Here is a 21381-nt window from a genome sequence, read left to right as displayed (position 1 = left end):
TCAAATTTTCGCAAAACACAAATCATTGATAGTCAATTAGTTAACAAATTAGCCATCAACCCAGCTTAGTTCTAAAATTGGCGGTGCCTAATCAGTTCTAATCAGTTCGTAGTGAGCAGAACGGGCTTTTTCGGGCTAAAAATGAACGATTCTGGTCATTGAAAGTGGGCACTTCAGCCCCCTACTTTTATCATGTCGTTCAGGGAGTTAACTACCTCGGCTTCAGGAAACGACAACCCTATTTTTTCATCTATCATTTACCAAAAAACTTTTTACGATCATGGAAAAGGAACTCTTCCAATCAAACAGCGAATTCAAATCAGCCGCCGACTCACTCGACCTGAACATGACTGAAGTAGAAGGCCGTGACCTGCCCACGGAAGCTGCTGCTGCCACCGACGACTCGATCTACGCCTGTTGCTGCACGACCTGCTGCTGCTAAGCCGCCCTGGTTCATAAAAATCCCCGGAAGCTGTATGGGTTCCGGGGATTTTTGTTGTCAGCGCACAGCATGCCGTGCGCCGTTTTCAGCAGCCAGAGCCGCTGGCGGAATGCCGAGCGTTGCTTCGAGTTGAGGCCTCTTTACTGGAAATAAAAAAGCCCAGCCGGGCAAATCAGGCTGGGCAATGGATGGCGGCGGGGCTAACGAGGGCAACCACGCGGTCGTAGTAATCGGGGTAATAATGCCGAACCAGCTTTTCGAGCACCAGGCAGCGGTTCAGGTCCTGTTTGGGCTTACGCCCCGCCAGGTGCAGGTACGTTGTTCGCTTCTCGTAGACGTTCATGAAGTTGGTAATCAGGTCATACGAATCGGCCGATTGGTAGTGGGGCAGCAACACGGCAACGGAGCGACGATGTTGTTTGGCAAGGCACCAGGCGTAGAGCTGCTCGTAGACCAGATTCACCATCCCGGCGCCCACGTCGGGCAGATCGACGGCTGACAGCCGGTGCTGATTGCGCAGGGCCAGGTCGATGGCCAACTGACTATACTGCTGGATGAAGGGCAGATCGCCGCCGCCAAAAATACCGGCGTTGAGGCTTCGGTAGCCACCCAGCCGGTGCGCCTGCCGAAGTTCGGGCGGGAGATCGAACCCACCCCGGATCATGGTTTCGAGCGTGGCCTGGTAGAACCACAAATCGCGGCTGTCGATGCCCTGCGCCGCCACTGGGGCGTCGGTCAGGTACGTTGGCAGGGCATCCCAGACAAACACGTCGCTGTCGACGTGCAGGAAGGGGACTGTCTGACTACGGTAAGCCCAGAGCTTACCCAGCGCCCACAGGTGCGGGTTGGCGTTGTCGAAGGCATCGAGTTCGACACGTACCTGCGTATACGGCAAGCGTAGTTGGTCGATCAGGATTTGTTTACCCCGGGCGTCGGTGACAAGTTCGACCTCCTCGTGAAACTGCCGCAGTTGCAGGCAGCTGAAGGTCCAGGCCAGCCAGTGATACCGGGCCGCCAGCCAGCCACCCTTCGAGCGGTTGAGTGATTGATCGCTGCCTACGCCACCCAGGGCCGGCACGCTCCAGAACGACTGGACGATTTTCATGGCTGGGGCGGGGCTCGGTTAGAATTTGATCAGCGTGCTGCCGATGAAAATGAACGAGTAGATGGTGAGGAAAATGGAGAGGCATTTGAACATGAACCCCACAGCGAAGTAGCCCACGCCGACCCAGTTTTCGCCCCGCATCGACCGCAGCGCCGCCAGGTTACCCTGCCGAACGGCCGACCAAAGCTGGTTTTTGGCGGCCTGTGCCGTTTTCTGAATGTTGTTGCGGCCCAGCAGATCGCTCAGGATGAAGTAGCCGTCGGTGCCGTGTACGAAGAAATTCAGGTTGAAGATCAGCTTGATCGTCACCGAGATCAGCATCATGTAGCCAAAGAACGCCGCATTGGGGAAGTTGAGGCCCTGATGGCGGATCAGCACCACGATGATGAGGCCAACGGTGGCGTCCATGATGCTGCCCCCAAACGATACCAGAATGCGCTTCCAGCGTTTTTTCCAGAGGTGTACGGTGTCGGTGTTGACGTAAAGCGTGGGCATCACCAGAAACTTCAGCGCGAAGCCGATCTGGTTGGATTGCCCCCCCATCGATTTATAGATGATGTAGTGGCCCATCTCGTGGATCATCCCGACGACATACGAGCTGAAGAACGTCAGCACCACGAAAAGAGCGATCTGATGCGTCACGCGGTTCGATACGGTAAAGAAGGTTTCGCGCAGTGTGTTGGGCGCCACCAACATCAGCACCAGCAGTGCCACCAACAGCCCGCCGTAGGTAGCCGCCACCCACGGAAGCCGCAGCGACTCGAAGGGGTTGCCTTTGTGCAGCCGCAGTGTGAAGACCCGGAACATGGAGAAGTCGCCACGCATATCGAAGCGGATGCGGCCGCCCGTAACCCGGCTGACCCACGCACCCACCTTGCCCAGCCAGGTAGTCGGTACGGCCGGCGAATCGGTCTGGTTTACCTGGTTGGCTGGGCAGAGAATCTGCATTTCGAGGCCTTTGGCGATGACCCGGTGCATGTAGTCGGCCTGAAACAGTTGGTACAGTTCGGTGAGCCGGTCTTCGGCACAGGCCTGGATGATCGACCATTCGCGGTTGCCGATCAGTTTTAGTTTACCCGTCTGATGATTCTTCAGCAGCACACTATCGCTTTCGGGCGTGATAATGACTTCCAGCGCGGGGTTTAGTACGAGCGGTTCCATACGTAATTCAGAAGATGAGAAGAGACGGTTCTATACAGTTGAGCCTACGATGACACTGCCCAGAATGACCTGGCTGGTGGTGCGGAGATTCAGGTACGTTCGGAGGGTATCGTCGAGGAAACCCCCATTGCCGCAGCAGCCAATACCGAGCAGATTCGACACAGTGTAGAGGTTGTGGATGATGGCCCCGGCGTCGATGTAGGCGAGCGCGATGGCCCGGTTGCCGTATTTGAACGACGCCCGGTTGATGATCCCAGCCATGACGATAATGCCACTGGCGTGATCGAAGTCGATGTTGCTGCGTTTGTCGCCGAAGAACGCGCCCTGCATCTTCAGAATGTCGTCGTCGGTATCCAGCACCCGCACCTGTTCGAGGGTCTTGTCGTTGAGGTTGTAGTGATACACCCCCGACGCCAGCCCGTCGGTGCGCAGGCTCAGGTAATAGACTTCCACCGTGTAGAGCCCGCCACCCGACGCGATGTTCTTGAACCGGAGTTGCTGTTGCTCGGCCGGGTCCATGACGCCATCGGGCAGGCTAACGTTGTTCTTGTTGAAATACGCCGCCTGTAGCAGTTGCGACACCGTAGCGAAGGGCAGCGGCTCACCATACTGGCGCTGACTCGACCGCCGCACGCCCTGCTCGACCAACGCCCGCAGGCCGGGATGATCCAGATTGAGCGGGGCCAGCGGTATCTGGGGCAGGCTACCCAGTTCGAAGGTGTGTGAGGCAATGATACCCCCGATCTCTTTCGAGCTGTTGACCACCCGGATCCGCTCGTTGAAGCTGGGGTCGAGCAGGTGATATTCGTGCGTTTTCAGCGATTCGAGAAAGTCTTTCGCTTCATCTCCGAGGTTTTCCTCGGCCAGAAAAATACCAAGCGGGTTGCGGCGGCTCATGGTCGTAAAGAGGGGGATTAGTCGATGGAAGCCACCTGATCGGGCTGGTGGGTAGCCTGTTCTTTGATGCGCTGGGCGGCGCGGGCATTGCCGGCCTCCTTGTAAAACTGCTCCAGGTTGGCGTAGGCCTGCCTGAGTCCCCAGCGGATGTTGCCGGGGCGGTTGGGCTGGCCACCCAGCGCGATGGCCTTTAAAAACAACGATTCGGCTTTTTTGCGCCCGCCAAACATCGGCGGCGTGTGGTAGTCGTTGAGGCCGGCCACGTAGAAGGCGCGCAGGTTGGTCGAGTCGGACCGGATGGCGGCGTTAGCCTCGCGTTTGGCCCGGTCGGCCAGGGACGACACTTCGAAGAACGAGGCAAACTGGATGGAATACGCCCGGATCATCGACAGCAGCGCGTAGTCTTCCGAGTCTTTATGGACTACCTTCCCCAGCCGGGCCAGGGCCTGCTCGGCATAGGCTTTGGCCCCATCCATGTCTTTTTTGTCTTCGCGAATCACCGCCCGCTGAAAGAGCGTATAGGCGAGCCAGTAAGCGGCCTCGTCGGTCTGGGCTTTAGTGAGGCGTTGTTCGATGGCGGCCAGCGTGGCGTCGTCGACCTGCTTGCGGGCGGTTTCGATCTGCGCCTCGATACCCTGAAACTGCGGGTCGTTTTTCGCACTCAGGCCGATTTGGTCAACCACCTGATCGCGGGGGCGCAGCAGTTGCAGGCCGGTGTAAATGCCCCAGCCGATCAGGGCCATCAGGAGCAGGGAGAGAAAATTCTTGCGTGTCATCAGTCGAAACGGATTGAATCGGTGTCTCAGGGAAACGGATGCGGGTAGGTGATGAACAACCGGCTGGCGTCCTTCTCGAAGGTGGGATTACCCAGGTAAGGCCAGGTGCGGCTCCCCGACAGCAGCGAGAAGTTGGGCGTGATAACCCGGCAAACCCGGTAGCCAATCTCGGCCACGTCGGGCGTGGTGAGGTCGAGCGTATACATCGGCCCGATGCCATGCCGGGTCAGTTCGGCGGGGTCGAGGCTATTGAGCGGGTCGGGCCGGTGCAACAGCGCGGGGGCGTAGGTCGTGGTGTTCAGCCAGGCGTCGGTCAGCAGGGGCGACTTGTGGCGCTGCTCGGGATACTGGTTGTAGTAGATCGCGCACTTCTCAAATGAGTCGAGCTTGTCGAGGTCTTCGGGGTCGTTTAGCTCCCAGACGGCCTTTTCTTTTTGCAGGCAGTATTCCACACCCTGATAGGTTTCCAGCGCCGCCTTCTTGATCGCCTCTACTTTGCTGAAGCGCGTGGCACAGCCCATCGCCTGGTAGGAACGCCCTTTGAACGTGAAGTACATGATCATCAGGATGGTCTCGAAGGGCGTGTAGGCCTGTAGGTCATACAGCACAATCTGCACGCGCGGGTTGTCGAACAACTGGGTGATCTGTGGGTCGTTCGGGTAGGCGTCGAGCATCATCTGGGCCGAGTAGCGCACATACGGCTCCTGCTGCTGATGGTACCAGAAATAGGTAAAGGCATGGCGTTCGGCGGCTTCGAAAAGGCCACCCTGCATGGCAGCCTGGAGGCTGGGGCCTGCGGCCAGGCCAGTGGAGGTGTGGGGTGAATAGAAGCGGTCGTTACCTGCCGACTGCATGTAGACCATGAACAGCGGTACGTAGATGGGCCGCTGGTTGAGGTAGTCGGTCGCCCGAATCCAGCGGATCTCGTCGGTAACGGTCAGCTTCCGGAACGGGAACCGCTCGCGGGGCTGCTTATACTGCCAGTCGGCGAAGAGCTTGATCTCGGAGGGGTGCATCAGGGGGTACGTTGCCGAAAGGGTTTCGTAGCTCCCCATAATGCAGTTTCCGGGCAGGTAAAAGTTGGCGCAGTAGCGTTCGACAAACTCACCAACCGACGCCCGCAGGCTTTGCTCTTGTGAAAAGCTGATGGAGCTGCCCACGATGGCGTTGTTGTACGACGACTCGGTGAGCATGTGCAGGCTGGTGCCTTTCAGCGCCGTAGCGAACAGACCGGCCGGCATGAACTGGCGGTTCGGAATGGAGAACAACGTACCTGAGATCAGCCCCGCCTCGCGGTCGATAACCTCTGAGAGTTCCATAGACATGAGCGCAGTGGGTTAGGGTTAGTGGAAGGGCGCGAAAACATTGTCGGCGCTGCCGCAGACCGAGCAGGTAGGCACTTTCAGCACTTTGGAGGTGTGCATCTGGCTGCCCACCAGATCAACCACCACCGATTTGCCCAGGAATTCGCTATGGCCGAGACGCAGGTAGTCGGTAACCACCAGTTGCACGTGTTTGGCCAGCAGGTCGAAGTGGCGCATGGCGGGCAGGCTCATGGCGGTGAGCTTTTCTACGTTGGTCAGGGCCGTAAACTTCAGGTACTGGTCGGGGTCGGCCATGTTCACGATCTTGCGCTGGGCGTAGCACTTCAGGCAGGGGGCTTTCAGCGCAGGCAGCACCAGTGGCCCCAGCGTATAGCCCGACTCGTCGATACCTACGTGCAGGTAGCGGAGTTGCTGCCTGTACAGCGCTTCGTTGATCTGCTTGAACCGGTCGAACTGCTCGAACAGCGGTGAGAATACCACCACCAGATCGGTGTCGGCATCGAGGCTGGTCGGCACAAACGGCTGACGGATGTCGATAAACTGTTGCAGCGTAAAGTGGGCATCGGCCCCGTCGAGCTGGCTCAGTAGCTTGTCGGTCACCTGCTCGGCGCTGTTGAACGACCCGATCACCGTCAGGCGGTAGGTGTTGGTGCGGGCGGGGCGTTCCTGGCGCAGGATGCGGTTGTTGAGCAACCAGTTCACAATCCGGTGGTAGCGCGACTCGTCGATGCCGTATTTCTGCATCAGGTCGTAGTACACTTCGTCCATCGAATCGTTTTCGCGGAAGGCCCGGATCACGTTCAGCACCAGGGGTACGTCGTGGCCTTTCACGTTGACCAGCGCGTGGTCGCCCCGGCTGATGTAAATACCTTCGTTGCTCTCGAAAATGGCAACGTCGTCGATCAGTAGCTTGCTCATGAGGCGGTTAGTGTTTGTAGAGGATACCCAACAGGATGATTAAAGCGACCAGCAGCGAGGCGATCTCGAAGCCCGACGTACCGATGGAGGGCATATCGCGGCTTTCGACGTCGAACATGTTCAGGTCAAACGACTCCATGTTGTCGGATTCGGAGGCGGCATCGTGGCGGCCTTTGGTAGGGAGGTTAGCTTTGGCGTTCATCACAAAAGCAGGTTTACAGAAGCAGAGGTTTATGACGGTTTACGACTGACACTTTCCGAGGTAATGCGCCAGATCCTGCGTGCCCCAGTTGGGCGCGATGCTGCTGGCTGGCACAAACGACTTCCATTTCTGCTGGGCCGATTGCAGGTAGGGCAACGCTTTCTTGCAGCCACCGCCAAACTGCTCGGGGGTGAAGTAGAAATTCTGCCCATACACCAGGTCGACGCGCGGATTGGCCGGGTTCTGCTTTTTGGCCAGTTCAAGCGACTGCCCAATCACGGGCCCGTATTTCATCCAGCGATTCATGGGATCGACGGGCAGGCGCATCTGGGCTGACATGGCCCGCAACACCAGCAGTTCATCGTTGTTGGCCGACCGGCGCAGACCCGTATCGACCCAGTTGTCCATCTTGTCGAGCAGGGCGTCTTTCTGGGTTTTGTCGGTTTCGCGGGCCGTAGCCATCGCGTACGAGTAGGCCGCCCAGTAGGCAGGCAACCACTCGGTAGCTTCGGCTTGGGCGATCCGTTCAAACTGGGCCGCCCCCGTCAGAAACTGCTCTTTCGTCTTGGCCGTGTCGATCTTCTTGATCGACAGTTCCATCGCCTTCTGGTAGCGGGCGGGGTCGGTGGGGGGCACGGCAGCGATCAACAGCGTAGCCAGCGCCAGCATGCATCCGAGGGAGTTGATTGTTTTCATGAGATTGATTGGTAAGCAGAGAAAAGAGACTATTTGGACTTGTTGCTGAGGCTGACACTGAGTCCGGCAAACACCGAGCGGTATGCGCCCGGAATGACTGGTACGGGCTGGGTGCCGTCGGCCGTGAAGCGGTAGCTGTAGACATTGCGGATACCCAGCACATTGTCGGCGCTGGCGTAGAGTACCGTGAAGTGCCCCCACAGGCGGGTGAGGTAGCTGGCGTTCAAGCTCATGGAGTTGAACGCCGGGGTTTCGTAGGCCTGGAACGTCGGGCTGTAGTAGGGTCGTCCGCTCGCCCAGACGTAGTTGGCACCGATGGTCAGGTTGGCACCCGGTACGGTGTACTTCACGACCACGTTGGCATTGTGCTTCGAGACAAACGTGGGCACGGCTTCGGCGAGGTAGTTGGCAAACAGCCGCCGCGTGTCGAGGAGCGAATACGACACCCACCACTCTAGCTGTTTCAGGCTCTGCGCATCTTTAAAAAACAGATCGAGGCCGCGGGCGTAGCCGAAGCCGCCGTTGGTGGTTGCCGCCGTCGGGTAGCGGTACGGGTTGGCGTCGTAGGCCGCGACGCGCTCCGTTACCAGCTGGGCATACTGTTTCTGATACAGCTCAACCCGCATCGACCGTTTGTTGTGGGTACGTTCGTAGTTGGCCATCAGGTGCCAGGCCTGCTCGGTGTTCAGCGTTGGGTTGCTGATCAGGTACAGGTTGTTGGGCAGTTGCAGAAACCGACCGGCGCTACCTGAAATCTGGCTGTAAGGACCCGTTTTGTAGGCCAGCGTAAACCGGGGCGATACTGATGCCTGCCGGTTGAGGCTCGTGTATTCGTAGCGCAGCCCGGCTTTCATGGCCAGCCGGTTGGTCAGAAACCAGTCGGCCTCAGCGAAGGTCGCCACGTACTGGTAGGCAATGGCCCGGTTGAACTGCGCGTAGCGATTGGTGTAGGCATAGTGCTGGGTTTCCGTGCCCACCAGCAGGCTCGACAGTTCGCCCAGCGACCGGCTTACCAGCACTTTGCTCTGCCACAATTCATCGGAGCGGCCCGCCAACGTACCGGTGAGGTTCAGGTCGTCGACGTTGTTGCTGTAGCTAGCCAGCGCCTTCAGCACCCAGCCGTTGTCGGCCCCAAACGTCGCCCGGTAGTTGACGCTGCCCATGTAATAGGTGTTACCAATCTGGTAACGCGCCATCTGCGGATCGAGGCGGGCGGTGTCGCGCCACGACAGGGCCGACCGGTTGCCCGACACCATTCCGTAGAGCTTCAGGATGCTCCGGCTGTTGGGTCGGTAGCGCATCAGAAAGTTGGTGCCAAGGTATTCGGGCGCACGCTGCCAGTTGATGTTCTGCGGAATCAGCTGAAACAACAGCGCCATGTTGGTGTAGTAGGTGTTCTGCCAGTAGGAGAACTTACCCGTCTCCTTCGCCGAGGTCAGCGCCACGCCCCCCGTGTTGAGGGCGAGGGTCGTACCGGGCATAGGATCGGTGTCCTGCGTTTCGAGCGCTACCATGGCCGACAGCGCCTGCCCGTATTGCGCCGAGAACCCGCCTTTGCCAAACGACGTACCTTTGAAGAGTAGCCCCGCCGACGAAAACCGGCTGCGTTGCGCCACGTCGGGCCCGCCGCTGTAGAACGGGTTGGCAACCAGCGCGTCGTCGAGGAAGGTGCGGGTTTCGGTGCCTGCGCCACCGCGCACAAAGAGCCCTTCGGTTTCGCCCACTTTGGTTGTACCGGGCAACGTCTGGAGCGCGGCCACGATGTCGGCATTAGCACCGGGCGTGGTCAGAATGTCCAGGGGTTTCATCAGCACCATCCGCTTGGAATCGCTGATGATGAAGGAGCTACCCGATACCGTTACGGTGTTCAGTTCGTTGGCGGCTTCGCGCAGGCGGACCGTCAGGGTGGCGGGGGCCGTGGGTTGAATCAACACGGGGAGTTCGGCCGTCTGGTATCCCACCAGCGATACCAGCAAGGTTTGCGGGCCCAGCGTTTCGGTGTGGAAGACAAAATTGCCCAGCGAATCGGCACTGACGCCTTCATACGTGCCTTTGAGGCTGATGTTTGCCCCCGCCAGCCGGGCGTCGTGCTGATCGAACACCGACCCCGACACAACGGCCTCCTGGGCGAGGCAGACCGGCACGTATGCCAGCCAAAGCAGCAGCGAACAAACGTGTAGTGGTTTCATACAAGGAATGCCTTTTGAGCTAGAATGAACAGGTACGTTGCCTCAGGCCATCACGTCGAGCCAGGGGCGCAGCATCAGCGCCGTGGTGAGCAGGGTATGCCGCCCCGACAGATTGAGCTTCCCCATGATGTTGGCCTTGTGGTTGTTGACCGTAGCCACGCTGATAAACAGGTGCTGGGCGATGCTATCCGACGTCTTGGAATCGGCGATGTAGCGCATAATCTCCCGCTCCCGCTTCGTTAGCGTCTGAATCGACTGGCTCGGATGGGCGGTCATCGGTTGCCCCGACGACTCCGTGATGTTACGCAGGTGGGCGGTGCGGTAGCGGGCGCCGCGTTTGATCTCTTCGATGGCGAAGATCACCTCGCACAGCCCCGTTGCCGTGAGGAGCAGGGCATCGGGCATGCCGCCCATCTGCACCAGGTCGTTGGCGACCTGATAGGTGGTGCAGATAGCCACCAGCGCGACCGAAGCGCTCTCATCGCCATTCGAGCGAATCAGCCGGCTGATGGCTGTCAGGTCGGTTAGCGAATTTTCCGTCGCGTAGCCGATCAGCAGAACGGGTTCTTTGGTGGTCAGAATGAGTTGCGTTGCCTGACTAACCTCGGTGAGCATCGTTGGTTTGTACCCTCTCCGCTCTAATGCTTCACCGAGTGTTTCGGTCAATAGCAGATAACCACTGAGGATGTAGATCGGCATGGCGCGCATCGTTACAGCGTGATGGTGGTCATGGTCGTGCCGGTCGTTAGTTTCTGACCAGACGGCTGATTGAATCCGTACACGCGCTTCTTGTTGAGAGAGATGGGCTGTTTCGAGGGTTGTGTAGTCGTTTGCATGAGACAGGACAGTTAGAAGAGGCTTTAGCGACATTGCTGAATCAAAAGTGCAGCCCGCTCTGAACCCTGTCTATTTTACTACACCTACTCACGGATCGACCGTATAAACTGTATCTTGGATGACCATTTCTACTTGGTCGCTGGCAACGGGGAGTTCGTCCGGCCAATCTTGAGACACTTTTCTTAAACAAAATTCTATATAACTGATTATCAATGATTTATTAAACCTAAAATTCCTTACAAAACCCGTTTTTTTACCCGCGTGAATCAACTTCCTCTCCCTGACCGACTCGTTTTTTTCACTCAGCGCTATGGCCGAATGGTGCTGTATCACCTGCTCGCCTGGCTGGCCTACGGCTTTTACGAAGGTGTGCTGATTGTCAATGTAGTACTTGGCCGATCGCTGAGTGTACCCTATCTGCTGGCGTATTACATCACCTTCAGTATTCCCTTCTACATCAATGCGCTTTGGTTACTGCCCCGTTTTTATCAGAACCGGGCCTACGGATCGTATGCCATCGGGCTGCTGCTGACGGTCGGCGGCACGCTGCTGATCAAGTACTGGTGGCAGTACAGCCTGTTTCCGGCCGTCAACTGGTCGGTGAGCCATATCTCCGAAACCCCTCAGCAGTTTGTGGTGCTGAACCTGTTCTACATCATCGAGTTTCTGATCTACTCGTTTGTGTACTGGTTTGCCACGGGCGTTACCCGGCTCGAACGCGAAAAGGCGAAGCTGCAATCCGAACTGCTCAACTCGAAACTGGAATACCTGCGGCTCCAGATCAACCCGCACTTTCTGTTCAACACGCTCAATTTCTTTTACAGCAAAGCCCTACCCGTGAGCCAACCCCTCGCCAACGGGGTCATTCTGCTGTCGGATATGATGCGCTATGCCCTCAGCGAAGATCAACCCGACCGGAAAGTGCCGCTCCGCCTCGAAGTGCAACACGTCGAGAACTTCATCCAGATGCAGCGACTGCGCTTTGGCGACAAGCTTCAAATCGACTACCGCCTCATTGGCAACCCAGGTACGTTGCGCATTCTGCCGCTGATCCTGATTACGTTTATCGAAAACGTGTTTAAACATGGGGAACTGCACGACGCCGACAACCCGGCTCAGATTTACCTGTTTGTTCATGCCGAACACGTGCAGCTACACATTCACAACCTACACAAGGCAGGTATGAAGGAGCATTCGTCAGGGATTGGGGTGGAGAATTGCCGGAAACGCCTGTACATGGTCTATCGCAACCGGGCCGATCTGGTCGTATCTAACACAACCGACCACTACAACCTCAGCCTGACCATTCAGCTAACCAGTTAGCAATAAATAGCTGGTGCATACCAAAGATTAATAGTTTATTAGAAAGCAGCCGATAAGCTCGTGAGGCGCATCCAATCGACAAAACAACTCATTGATTAACAATGATTTACAGTAAACAAATAGCTATATAACGGCCTGCATCGAACGAACCTTCGATCTGTGAATTTGGTTATCTTAATGCCACACAATAGCAACGAGCGGCGTACCGTTTATTGGTAGTCTGTCGGCGTTGTCTCGGGGGCGCAATTCCTTACCCTGCTTCGGGCAGACGATTGATTGTCTAACTACTTTAACAAACACGCAGTACACAGCGGACTGCACCACATACCATGAATATCAAAGGCTTAGTAGCAGGGTTGTTTGTCACAGGCCTCCTTGCATCCTGCGCTCCGTCGATCAACGTGAAGTATGATTATGACCCCAAAGTGAATGTGCGCCAGTTCAGCACGTATCGCATTGAGGCTGATCGGCAACGCAACGCTGACCCCATCGTGGGTAGCAACCTGAACCAGCGCCGGATTGCCGAAGCCCTCGACCAATCGTTGCAGGGCCTGGGCTACAAACCCACCGAAGACCTGGGTGCCGACCTGATCGTGCGCTTCTTTACCGATTCGAAAGACCGGCAGCAAATCCAGTCGAACGGGATGGGTAGCCCTTGGGGCTGGGGCTGGGGCGGCTGGGGTTATCCCAACAACCAGGTTTACTCGCGTCAGTATGAAGAAAACCGGGTCGTTGTCAACGTATATGACTCCCGCACCAACAATATCGTATGGCAGGGCTGGGCAACCGGTCAGCTGAACACCCGCAAAAATGAGCGCAACCGCGATCTGGCTTTCCGCGAAACGGTGGCCAGCATCATGAAAAACTTCCCGCAAAGTGCCGGTCAGGATTACGGTGCCGCGCGATAAGTGACGGATTTTATAGTAACCACAAGCCCCCGGTCTCGTCTAATAGACCGGGGGCTTTTTGTTTTTGGACAAAGCCGCCTTCGAAACAGACGCTTTCTCCATGTCGAATCCAACGCGAAGTACAGTCTATGCCCTACTAGTAGCCATTGGCATGCTATTAGCCGGACTAGCCGTACTGGTTTGGGTTGACGGCCGCCGGGTACGTCGTTACGCCGACGAAATCAATGACCTGCATTACCGGCTCGACAGCCAGGAGGTTGAGATCCGCCGCCTGCGGAAACAGGCTCAGCAAGGCGCGTCGTTACAAGCCGACAGTGTTCCCAAGCCCAATAGCCAGGCTAAGCCCGACGGTTGGGATTAATCTCACAACAAGAGCCAACCCGTTTGCCCCGCTGCCGTGCGCACCAGCCAGAAATTGGGCAGTTGCGCCAGCACCCGAACCGTCGCGTTGGCGGGCAGATAACGCAGGATCGCCGCCTGCGGGTGCGCCTCGTCGAGCAAGGGGCGGGGCGTCGGCAGCGATTCGGTACGCAGGGGCTGGTTGATGGCCTCAAAACTACCTTTGGCCACGTACCCAGCTACGCCATTGGGCAAGCCAACCCGCAGCCAGTCGGCATGGCCACCCAGCACCGTTAATGGCTGGTTCCGGGCCAGCTCCCGCACAATGGGCGCGTCGCCATTCGGCCCGGCCCGCAGCAAGCCCCGGTTAGTCGCTACCCGCACCGAATCGCCCAGCAAGGCCGGCGCCACGGGTATTTGGCGGGCCGCCCCCGACCCCTGCCGCACAAAGGGCAACGGATCGACGGCCCCTTCATTAAAGGTGTACACGCCAAAGTGCAAATGCGGGCCAGTGGTACGGGCGTTGCCCGTATTTCCGATAAAGCCGACCGTATCGCCGATACTGACCCGCTGCCCTTCGGCCACGTTGAACCGGTCGAGGTGAGCGTAGTAGAGGCGTTGCTGCCGCTCGTTGTCCGACAGAAAGACGATGTTGCCGCCCAGGTTGCTGGTGCCGACCCGCGAGATCGTCCCGTTGACCGACGCAACCGCCGGGGTGCCCCTCGGCGCAAAAATGTCGATGCCTTCGTGGCGGCGTTTGCCACCGTCGCGGGGTACACCAAAGTAGCTGCTGATCTGGCGGCTGCTCCGCCCTTTGACGGGAAAGCTCAGCACCGGTTCGCGCGTTACCGAAAATGTATACCGCCCCGACCGCAAGAGCTCGGGCTGAAGCCGGATCAGGTACGTCTGGGTACGTCGGGGTTCCCAAATCAGTTCGGTCACGGCGTTGGCCGACGTATCGGCCTTGGCAAACGCCACCACGTCGGGCGTGCGGCTTCCCAGCGAAAACACGTCGATAAATACCTGACCGGCCTGCCGACCCTGCACCTCCACCCGCAGGATGAGCTTGTCGCCCCGGCTGCCGTTGATGCGGTAGCCCACGGCAATGGGCCGGTTAGCCCCGAAATAACCACTTTCCCGGTAAGGCACGCTGATGGTCAATGAGTCGTACAGGGCCTGTTGCCCCGCCGACACCCAGTCGAGGCCCAGTGCCGTACGGTCGAGGTTGGCCGTTTTCAATGACCGTTCGTATTGTTCGTGCGGGGTATTGCTCCGGAACAGCCCCGTGTTGGGGCCGTTGGTGGTACAGGCCGCCGCCAGGGCCAGCAGGGAGCCGCCCACCAGCAGGCGTAAGGATATAAGATACATACGGTAGCGTTGGTCATTAGTCAGTTGGCGTAGAGAAAACCCCCATGAATGGCCAACTGCCTGCGGCCTCGTAACATCTTATTAAACGACCCGCTCCCGGTGATATTTCAGCCGGGCGAGGTAGATCACGATAGCCAACCCGATGACCAGACTTACGTAAGGCACCAGCAACGCCAACAGGGCGGCGACCCCATACGCGCTGGCACTGATGATGAGCCCCAGCCGCACCGTTTTTACCTTCACGTCGGCGGCGGGGCGCTTGAGCAGGTAGAAGTCAGTCGACGCGTGTATCCACATGAGCAGCAGGGTGCCGCAGATACAGGCAAACAAGAACATATACACCAGGGCGGCCAGCGCCATCGCGTCGGTATTGATAAAATTAGACAGCAACGAAGTCGTAAACGGAATCATGCTGATCAACAGCAGGTGCAGGCCGTTGTAGAACATAAACCGCGCGTCGCTCCGGTGGATGACGTTGTAGAGCCGATGGTGATTCACCCACAGAATATACAAGGTGGCGAAGCTCAGGAAGAAGGCGATGTATGCAGGCCACTGTTTAGCGAGCGCATGCAGCAACAGACCGCTTCTGAACTCGCCTTCGGGGTGTTTGGGGGCTTCGAGCTGAAACGCCAGCAGGGTGGTGGCAATGGCGAACACACCGTCGCTGAAGGTCTCTAACCGCAGCGTCTCGTTTTCCTTGGCATTGCTCATCAGGCTTCCCGCCGTTTTGTCCAGTAATAGACAGGTACACCCAGGGCGGCAATTAGCAGGCCCATGCCGGTATTGAAACGGGTCGCTTCGTTGATGAGCAGCAGCAGGCAGATCGACGTAGTAGCCACGATGTAAAAGGCGGGCACGATGGGGTAGCCAAACGCCCGGTAGGGCCGCTCAGCGTTGGGTTCGGTGGCGCGCAGGCGGAACAGCCCGGCAATGGTGATGATGTAAAATACCAGCGACGTGAACGTGCAATAGTCGAGCAGGTCGCCGTAGGTTCCCGACAGGCACAGCGCCGAGGCCCAGGCACATTGCAGCCAGAGCGCCGCTCCCGGCACGGCATTTTTGTTCAGGTGCGAGGCGCCCTTCAGAAACAGCCCGTCGTTGGCCATGGCGTAATACAGCCGCGCCCCGGCCAGAATCAGTCCGTTGTTACAGCCAAACGTCGAAATCATGATCAGAATCGCCATGATCGCCACGGCCCCATCGCCAAACGCTACCGAGGCTGCCGCCGTACCGATGCGGTCGAATTCGGCAAACTGCATCCCCCGGCCAAATACGTCGGTGGCGCCGGGAACGCCTTTCAGGGGCAATACGGCCAGATAACCAATGTTGGCCAGCAGGTAGATCGTCGTCACGAGCAGCGTGCCGAAGAAAAGGCTCAGCGGGATATTCCGACGCGGGTTTTTGATCTCGCCCGCAATGAAGGTCACGTTGTTCCAGGCATCGGCCGAAAACAGGGCGCCGATCATCGAACTGCCAAACGCCAGCAGCAGGGCCAGCCCCGCCAGCGGTACCACACTGACTGTGTTGGTGGCGGCATCGACGGTAGTTTTCGAGGCCGACCAGACATCTTGGAAATTGGCCGTCAGTGTGCCGTTCGAAATGCCGAAGCCGATACCGAGCAGGATCAGGCCAAACAGGGCGATAATTTTGGCGGAGGTAAAAATATTTTGCACCCATTTGCCACTCTGCACCCCCTGGCTGTTGAGCCACGTCAGGAAAACCAGGCTCCCGATGGCGAAGAACTTGCCGAGCGAAAATTTGACAGGTCCCAGCGAGAACCAGGTATTTTCGGGATTCAGCGCCGGGAAAAAGACCGCCGTAAACTTGGTAAACGCCACCGCTACGGCGGCGATGGTACCAGTCTGGATCACGGTGAATACCGTCCAGCCATACACGAAGCCCAGCAGCGGATTGAACGCCCGCCGGATGTAGACATACTGCCCACCGGCTTTGGGCATCATCCCGGCCAGTTCGCCATAGCTGAGCGCCGCCGCGACCGTCAGCACGCCCGTCAGCACCCACAGCAGCAACAGCCAGCCCGACGAGCCGAGGTTACGCGCCATCCCCGACGTAACAATGAAAATACCCGACCCGATCATGGACCCGGATACGATCAGGGTGGAGTCGAGCAGGCTAAGCGATCGGTTAAAGTGTTCAGCGGTTTCGGGCGTAGTAGCAGTTGGCTGAGCCATGTTTGTTTGTTTAGATGCCGTGTTGCCGCAAGATAACCGAAAAAAGGGAGGCAGTAAGAGGAAGAAGGAAGCCCCATACTTCTTTACTACCCCTACCTACCGCCCTTTGCTCCTTTACCCTACTGCACTCGTACATTTAGACTTGCCTCATCGTCTTCGCCCTGTCCGTAGGCATTGGTGTGTGGCGAATCGGTATCGGGCTGGGTAGCCGCCGTAATAACGGCCGTCACCACCTGTTCGCCCGTGCCGCTGACCAGAACCGGTATCCCCGCTCGGACAAACTGCCCAACGGCAATACTGGCTATCGGTACCGTAACGAGTGGCCCAGCTACCGACAAACCCGCCCCATTGGTCACGCTCCAGCCAGCCGGCAGGGTCAGTTGCACGACTACGTTGGTAGCAACCAATCCACCCCGGTTCGTTACGGCCACCGACAGGCTCAGTACCGAACCACTTATCGGCACCCGATTACTGGCCCACAGCGCCAGGCTCAGGTCGGCTTCGGTTGCCGGTGGCGTTGGTTGATTGCCCTGCACAACGGGCAGCGGACGCGGGTTTGGGTTTGGCGATACATAGACCGAATCTCCCGCCTCGCTCGTGCGCAGATCCACCAGCGCCATGTCATCGTCGCCGTCCGACGTACCTGAATTCAGGTAACTATCGGGATCGGGCAAGCTCGCGGCGGTTAGTTGGGCGGCCAGGCGATACGTCCCCGGATCGGTCACCCGCACACTGAAGGAGAACGTACCTGACTCGTCTGGCTGCAACGTACCCACCGCAATCGACACGGCACCGCTGCTACTAGTGACGGCGGCCTGCGTACTGCCCACAAAAACCATGTGCGGTGGCAGTAGGCTCGTCGCCCAAATTGCACTGGCCGACCGGGGGCCTTCGTTACTCACCACCACGGTCAGCACACACGTATCACCGGTTCGGATGATCCGGCTGTTGGTGGTCATCGCCAAGGCCAGGTCGGTCATCAGCACGGGCGGGGCCACAACCGTCACCGCCGCAACCCCATCAACCGTACCTACGCCACAGGCATTCGTCACACGGCTCAGCGTGTAGGTCGTCGACACCGCCGGGCTGACCGTAAACGTAAAAGGAGACGCCACGACGCTGGTAAACGCAGCGCCGCTCGACACCGTCAATGACCACGGCGCACTCCCCGTCAGTTGGGCCGTGAGGGTGGCTGCCTGACCGCTCGTCAGGGTTTGTGACCCCGTCAGCGTAGCCGTTGGGGGTGAGCAGACGTTAATGCTATAGTCTTCCGTTTCGCCAAATTCAACAAAACCACAAGGATCCGCCGTGACGTTGTCGAAACTCACCCGGGCCCGCAGCAGGTACCGCCCGGAGGCTGTTCCGGCGGGCAGCGTCAACGTACCCAGCAGGCTGCCCGTGGCTGTTCCCGGCGACGCATAGAGTCGTTCGGCGGGTTCCAGCGTTCCGTTCCGGTTCAGGTCGACCCAGATCGCCAGTCCCTCGGGCCAGCTATCGCTCAGCAATGTGGCCGTGAACGCATAAGGTTGGCCCGGTAGCAAATTGGCCGACACCGCCGTAAACGACTGGTACCCGCCCGCCGAGCAGCCCGATCCGCTGCTCAGGTTGACAGACCCAAGCCGAAAACTCGCCAGCCCGTCGCCATCGTCGCAGCTACTGGCGGGCGGCTGGCAATACACCAGCCTGTCGGTTGTGGTAAAACTCACGGGGTTCGTAAACGCCGACACGACGCCAGACGGACAAACCGCCGCAACCTGCCACTGGTAGGCCGTTGTCAGGGAAAGACTCGTCATGGCAAACGTCGTTCCCGTTACGGTCGGCACCGTCGCCCAGGTTGGGTTATCGGCTGGCCGCCATTGCAATCGATAGCTGGTGTTCATGTTGCCCCAGTTCAGCTGCGCCGAATTGCCAGAAATGGCCGTGGTGGTCAGGCTTGTGGGTACAGCGCAGGGCGTACTCAACGACGATACGGGCGACAAGGGCGAACTACCCGCCGTACCACACACGCTCAATACCTGCCATTCGTAGCTCCCCCCCGCTGCGAGCCCCGTGAGCGCGTAGGGCGCGCTGGGTACGTTCACAACCGTCCAGTTGCTGAACCCCGACGGCCGATATTGGACGCCAAAGCCCGTTGGGCCGCTCGCCGCCGACCAGTTGATCAGGGCCGACGTGCTCGCTACGTTGGTAGCCGTCAGGGCAGTCGGCGTTGGGCAATTGACCACCGTTCCGACCGTCAGCACATAATCTTCGGTTTCGCCGCCGGCATAGCCGCCACAAGGATCGCCCGGCGTCACGTTTGTGGCGGTTACCAACCGCATGGGCAACACGCCTGAAGCCAGACCAACGGGCAGCGTGAGACTCAGGGCGAGCGGGCTTGTGCTCGCTGTGGAACGGCTGGCCAGCCGCTCGGTCGATTCGTAAACCCCGTTTCGGTTCAGGTCGACCCAGACAGCGGCGAACAACGACGTACCGGCGTTGAGCAGTGAGGCCGACACCGGAATGGTTTGCCCCGCTCCTACCGTGGTGGTAACGGCCGTAGTGGTTGAGTAACCCGATACGGCGCAGCCCGATCCCGTACTCAACGCCACCCCGTTCACCATTACCCGCGCCAGCCCGTTGGTCGAGTTGCACGAGGCCGAATAGGTCGGGCGGCAAACCGGCACATCGACCGGCACGACCGGGCTCAGGCTACCGGTGGTTGTGTTGGATGGCCGGATTCGGTAGTAGTACGTCACGTTGCTCTGCACGCTGGCATCCACGAACGTCGTCTGGTTGGGGCCGGTCCCCCCAACAGCCACGAAGGCATTAGTGGGGTTGGTTGATCGTTCGACGAAAAAGCCCATTTCGTTGTTGGCCATGTCCTGCCAGCTGAGCGAAACCGTTTTGGCGTTGGCCGCCAGAACCGCCGACAGATTCACCGGTGCGGCCACCGCCGTGGGCGGGTATGACAGCGAGTAGGCCGAGTGGCTTTGGCGCAACGCCAGCCCCGCCGCCAGCCGATCGAACTGCCCCGGCGTAAACTCATGGGTGCAGGGAAAGTAGTACGACATCAGGTTGGTGATCGACGGGTTGTAGGTTGCGCCCTGCGGGTCGGTAGCCGTGCCGTTGTACTGTGGGCAGCCATTCACGTTCACGACCGATGCACCCGGTCGGCCATACGGGTCGGCGGGGGTGTCGCAGACCAGATCGCCGGCCGTCATGCAGTTGGCACCGGCGCCCCGCGTGACGAGTTCGGGGGTTGCGCCGGTGCTGCCCTGATGCGTGTGTAACAGATTGAAATTATGCCCGATCTCATGCGGTAGCAGCCGGTTACCCAGATCAAATTCATCGACTTCATTCAGGATAATAGCCCGGGTCGAGGAGAGAACATTGGCCGGAAAATAAGCATACCCCCCCAGTGTGTTGTCATCGAACCCATTGACCATATACAGGTTCATGGCGTTGCTCGCGTCGCGGTTACCTATGATAAGATCTTCCAGACCGACCGTAAACAGCAGGTTGTACAGATCGTTATCGATATAATCGGGTGTGGCCCCGGCAAAATAGAACTGAATGCCGGTGCCATTAAGCATGTAGTAGCGGTTCGTAGCCGCCAGCACGCGGTTCAGCTTAGGCAGGTCGATCCCCCCCAAGCCGAGCAGACTCCGGAAAATATGCGGCCGAATGGGTACGTAGGTCAGACTGGCGAAGGCGCCGGAGGCCTGTTTGAGCGATAAGGCAAGTTGGGCTTCCCGATCGAGCCGGTGCACCTGAGCATCGGTTAAGTCGGGGGCAGCACAGCGGAGAAGCGGTGTCTTTTTCTGAGCGTTTGTTGGCAGCCAGGCAATGAAAAAAAACACATAGACGACAAATCGATAGCGTTGGATCATAGTGTACGTAAACACAGAGAGGGGTCAGGGAACGCGTACTTTGGGACACCAATACAGCTACCCGCGCAGTTCGATTACTAAGTAAAAACCACCAATTATACACTAATGATTAATACGAAAAAGGCTGCTCGTAAACTATTAGCCCTCACAATCCTCTTACTGGTTACTTCTCTATCCGTGGCTCAGTCGTTATCCGAAACGCATCATTATGCAATCGAAGTGGCTGGTGCGCGCATTGGTACCATGACCGCTAGTCGCGAAAGTCGTGCCAATAATGAAGTTATGTTCATACAAATAAGTGACGTTCAGGTGAATTTCCTTGTGTACAAGCTCAAGGTGTATTACAAGGTTGTCAGCCTCATGAAAAACGGGCAGCTGCTCCGTTCGACGGTGGAGGCCCACACCAACAAGGGCGATTTCAGTTCGCTCACCGAATGGACTGGCACACATTATGATATACGGGCCGATCAGTATAAATACAGCCGCCGGGCCACCGAAACGCGCAAGATTGACTTTACCGTTTCTATGCTCTACTTTAGCGAACCAACCAGCCATCAACGGGCTTACGCCGAGTACTTTGGCGATTATTTTACCCTGACCACCACCCCCCGGTCCAGTTATCGCGCCCAGTTGGCCGATCGTGAGGATGAGTATGTGTACGAGCAGGGTCGGCTGGTGAAAGTGATTAAGAAAAACGCGTTGAAAAACTTTGTGATTCGGCTATTGGACTGAGCCGGGCGAGGGAGCGAACGAGGCGAAAATCAGGACGATAGTCAATGGCCTGCATCGGGCAGGTTTGTCAGGCTTGTAGTTCCATTTTCTGCCTTCGGGCCT

At 58.2% G+C, this 21381-nt stretch carries 20 protein-coding genes; 5 read left to right on the top strand and 15 right to left on the bottom strand.

Annotated elements, in window-relative coordinates:
* Nucleotides 1-280: 280 nt before the first annotated feature.
* Nucleotides 281-442 (top strand): hypothetical protein, encoded by a 162-nt coding sequence (locus FAES_RS30305; RefSeq protein WP_015330444.1) that lies wholly within the window; start codon nucleotides 281-283, stop codon nucleotides 440-442.
* Between the two features lie 172 nt (nucleotides 443-614).
* Here FAES_RS30305 and FAES_RS06690 read toward each other — a convergent pair whose 3' ends face one another.
* Genes FAES_RS06690 through FAES_RS30725 form a run of 11 tightly spaced genes read right to left on the bottom strand, consistent with a single transcriptional unit; the run spans nucleotide 615 to nucleotide 10547 of the window.
* Nucleotides 615-1547 carry a DUF6734 family protein gene (locus tag FAES_RS06690; protein ID WP_015330443.1) on the bottom strand — a complete coding sequence of 311 codons (933 nt, stop codon included), beginning with the start codon at nucleotides 1545-1547 and terminating at the stop codon, nucleotides 615-617.
* 18 nt (nucleotides 1548-1565) lie between these two features.
* Nucleotides 1566-2708: a M50 family metallopeptidase gene (locus tag FAES_RS06685; protein WP_015330442.1), complete on the bottom strand. Its 1143-nt coding sequence runs from the start codon at nucleotides 2706-2708 to the stop codon at nucleotides 1566-1568.
* Nucleotides 2709-2738: 30 nt separating this feature from the next.
* Nucleotides 2739-3605 (bottom strand): SagB/ThcOx family dehydrogenase, encoded by an 867-nt coding sequence (locus FAES_RS06680; RefSeq protein WP_015330441.1) that lies wholly within the window; start codon nucleotides 3603-3605, stop codon nucleotides 2739-2741.
* Nucleotides 3606-3622: 17 nt separating this feature from the next.
* Nucleotides 3623-4381: a hypothetical protein gene (locus FAES_RS06675; RefSeq protein ID WP_015330440.1), complete on the bottom strand. Its 759-nt coding sequence runs from the start codon at nucleotides 4379-4381 to the stop codon at nucleotides 3623-3625.
* A 26-nt stretch (nucleotides 4382-4407) separates the two neighbouring features.
* Nucleotides 4408-5700 carry a YcaO-like family protein gene (locus tag FAES_RS06670; RefSeq protein ID WP_041257614.1) on the bottom strand — a complete coding sequence of 431 codons (1293 nt, stop codon included), beginning with the start codon at nucleotides 5698-5700 and terminating at the stop codon, nucleotides 4408-4410.
* 24 nt (nucleotides 5701-5724) lie between these two features.
* Entirely contained in the window at nucleotides 5725-6624 is a 900-nt protein-coding gene (locus FAES_RS06665) for a hypothetical protein (protein WP_015330438.1), read from the bottom strand.
* Nucleotides 6625-6631: 7 nt separating this feature from the next.
* Nucleotides 6632-6826, bottom strand: coding sequence for a hypothetical protein (locus FAES_RS06660; RefSeq protein ID WP_015330437.1), 195 nt, complete (start codon nucleotides 6824-6826; stop codon nucleotides 6632-6634).
* Between the two features lie 39 nt (nucleotides 6827-6865).
* Entirely contained in the window at nucleotides 6866-7522 is a 657-nt protein-coding gene (locus tag FAES_RS06655; protein WP_015330436.1) for a hypothetical protein, read from the bottom strand.
* 29 nt (nucleotides 7523-7551) lie between these two features.
* Complete coding sequence (locus tag FAES_RS06650; RefSeq protein ID WP_015330435.1) at nucleotides 7552-9711, bottom strand: TonB-dependent receptor; 2160 nt, start codon at nucleotides 9709-9711, stop codon at nucleotides 7552-7554.
* Nucleotides 9712-9753: 42 nt separating this feature from the next.
* Nucleotides 9754-10419, bottom strand: coding sequence for a LuxR C-terminal-related transcriptional regulator (locus FAES_RS28865; RefSeq protein WP_198409035.1), 666 nt, complete (start codon nucleotides 10417-10419; stop codon nucleotides 9754-9756).
* 2 nt (nucleotides 10420-10421) lie between these two features.
* On the bottom strand, nucleotides 10422-10547 hold the full coding sequence (locus tag FAES_RS30725; protein WP_262493767.1) for a hypothetical protein: 126 nt from the start codon (nucleotides 10545-10547) through the stop codon (nucleotides 10422-10424).
* Between the two features lie 262 nt (nucleotides 10548-10809).
* Here FAES_RS30725 and FAES_RS06640 point away from each other — a divergent pair, with 262 nt between their 5' ends.
* The 3 genes from FAES_RS06640 to FAES_RS06630 all read left to right on the top strand — a co-directional run bounded on the left by FAES_RS06640 (nucleotide 10810) and on the right by FAES_RS06630 (nucleotide 13140).
* The gene (locus tag FAES_RS06640; RefSeq protein WP_148289303.1) at nucleotides 10810-11871 is read left to right on the top strand and encodes a sensor histidine kinase; all 1062 of its coding nucleotides are present in this window, start codon (nucleotides 10810-10812) and stop codon (nucleotides 11869-11871) included.
* A gap of 329 nt (nucleotides 11872-12200) precedes the next feature.
* Nucleotides 12201-12779 carry a DUF4136 domain-containing protein gene (locus tag FAES_RS06635; RefSeq protein ID WP_015330432.1) on the top strand — a complete coding sequence of 193 codons (579 nt, stop codon included), beginning with the start codon at nucleotides 12201-12203 and terminating at the stop codon, nucleotides 12777-12779.
* A 100-nt stretch (nucleotides 12780-12879) separates the two neighbouring features.
* The gene (locus FAES_RS06630; protein WP_015330431.1) at nucleotides 12880-13140 is read left to right on the top strand and encodes a hypothetical protein; all 261 of its coding nucleotides are present in this window, start codon (nucleotides 12880-12882) and stop codon (nucleotides 13138-13140) included.
* Between the two features lie 2 nt (nucleotides 13141-13142).
* On the opposite strand, the gene FAES_RS06625 is transcribed toward FAES_RS06630, so the two are convergent.
* From FAES_RS06625 to FAES_RS28860, 4 genes are all read right to left on the bottom strand, one after another.
* Nucleotides 13143-14486: a M23 family metallopeptidase gene (locus FAES_RS06625; RefSeq protein WP_015330430.1), complete on the bottom strand. Its 1344-nt coding sequence runs from the start codon at nucleotides 14484-14486 to the stop codon at nucleotides 13143-13145.
* A gap of 81 nt (nucleotides 14487-14567) precedes the next feature.
* On the bottom strand, nucleotides 14568-15197 hold the full coding sequence (locus tag FAES_RS06620; protein WP_015330429.1) for a TMEM175 family protein: 630 nt from the start codon (nucleotides 15195-15197) through the stop codon (nucleotides 14568-14570).
* Nucleotides 15197-16678: an APC family permease gene (locus FAES_RS06615; RefSeq protein WP_015330428.1), complete on the bottom strand. Its 1482-nt coding sequence runs from the start codon at nucleotides 16676-16678 to the stop codon at nucleotides 15197-15199. The genes FAES_RS06620 and FAES_RS06615 overlap by 1 nt, the downstream gene beginning before the upstream one ends.
* Before the next feature lie 119 nt (nucleotides 16679-16797).
* On the bottom strand, nucleotides 16798-20547 hold the full coding sequence (locus FAES_RS28860) for a GEVED domain-containing protein (RefSeq protein ID WP_015330427.1): 3750 nt from the start codon (nucleotides 20545-20547) through the stop codon (nucleotides 16798-16800).
* Nucleotides 20548-20652: 105 nt separating this feature from the next.
* Between FAES_RS28860 and FAES_RS06605 the strand changes: the two genes are divergently transcribed.
* Nucleotides 20653-21279 (top strand): DUF6134 family protein, encoded by a 627-nt coding sequence (locus tag FAES_RS06605; protein WP_015330426.1) that lies wholly within the window; start codon nucleotides 20653-20655, stop codon nucleotides 21277-21279.
* Nucleotides 21280-21381 lie beyond the last annotated feature (102 nt).

The sequence above is a fragment of the Fibrella aestuarina BUZ 2 genome, from assembly GCF_000331105.1.
Lineage (GTDB): Bacteria > Bacteroidota > Bacteroidia > Cytophagales > Spirosomataceae > Fibrella > Fibrella aestuarina.
This window is presented reverse-complemented; position numbering and strand designations above follow the sequence as displayed.

Excerpts from the sequence above, each read along its gene's own strand:
- FAES_RS06660 (WP_015330437.1), bottom strand. The coding sequence starts at position 6,826 with ATGAACGCCAAAGCTAACCTCCCTACCAAAGGCCGCCACGATGCCGCC.
- FAES_RS06675 (WP_015330440.1), bottom strand. The coding sequence starts at position 4,381 with ATGACACGCAAGAATTTTCTCTCCCTGCTCCTGATGGCCCTGATCGGC.
- FAES_RS06655 (WP_015330436.1), bottom strand. The coding sequence starts at position 7,522 with ATGAAAACAATCAACTCCCTCGGATGCATGCTGGCGCTGGCTACGCTG.
- FAES_RS06635 (WP_015330432.1), top strand. The coding sequence starts at position 12,201 with ATGAATATCAAAGGCTTAGTAGCAGGGTTGTTTGTCACAGGCCTCCTT.
- FAES_RS06625 (WP_015330430.1), bottom strand. The coding sequence starts at position 14,486 with ATGTATCTTATATCCTTACGCCTGCTGGTGGGCGGCTCCCTGCTGGCC.
- FAES_RS30305 (WP_015330444.1), top strand. The coding sequence starts at position 281 with ATGGAAAAGGAACTCTTCCAATCAAACAGCGAATTCAAATCAGCCGCC.
- FAES_RS06630 (WP_015330431.1), top strand. The coding sequence starts at position 12,880 with ATGTCGAATCCAACGCGAAGTACAGTCTATGCCCTACTAGTAGCCATT.
- FAES_RS06680 (WP_015330441.1), bottom strand. The coding sequence starts at position 3,605 with ATGAGCCGCCGCAACCCGCTTGGTATTTTTCTGGCCGAGGAAAACCTC.
- FAES_RS06615 (WP_015330428.1), bottom strand. The coding sequence starts at position 16,678 with ATGGCTCAGCCAACTGCTACTACGCCCGAAACCGCTGAACACTTTAAC.
- FAES_RS28865 (WP_198409035.1), bottom strand. The coding sequence starts at position 10,419 with ATGCGCGCCATGCCGATCTACATCCTCAGTGGTTATCTGCTATTGACC.
- FAES_RS06650 (WP_015330435.1), bottom strand. The coding sequence starts at position 9,711 with ATGAAACCACTACACGTTTGTTCGCTGCTGCTTTGGCTGGCATACGTG.
- FAES_RS06685 (WP_015330442.1), bottom strand. The coding sequence starts at position 2,708 with ATGGAACCGCTCGTACTAAACCCCGCGCTGGAAGTCATTATCACGCCC.
- FAES_RS06605 (WP_015330426.1), top strand. The coding sequence starts at position 20,653 with ATGATTAATACGAAAAAGGCTGCTCGTAAACTATTAGCCCTCACAATC.
- FAES_RS28860 (WP_015330427.1), bottom strand. The coding sequence starts at position 20,547 with ATGATCCAACGCTATCGATTTGTCGTCTATGTGTTTTTTTTCATTGCC.
- FAES_RS06665 (WP_015330438.1), bottom strand. The coding sequence starts at position 6,624 with ATGAGCAAGCTACTGATCGACGACGTTGCCATTTTCGAGAGCAACGAA.
- FAES_RS06690 (WP_015330443.1), bottom strand. The coding sequence starts at position 1,547 with ATGAAAATCGTCCAGTCGTTCTGGAGCGTGCCGGCCCTGGGTGGCGTA.
- FAES_RS06620 (WP_015330429.1), bottom strand. The coding sequence starts at position 15,197 with ATGAGCAATGCCAAGGAAAACGAGACGCTGCGGTTAGAGACCTTCAGC.
- FAES_RS06670 (WP_041257614.1), bottom strand. The coding sequence starts at position 5,700 with ATGGAACTCTCAGAGGTTATCGACCGCGAGGCGGGGCTGATCTCAGGT.
- FAES_RS30725 (WP_262493767.1), bottom strand. The coding sequence starts at position 10,547 with ATGCAAACGACTACACAACCCTCGAAACAGCCCATCTCTCTCAACAAG.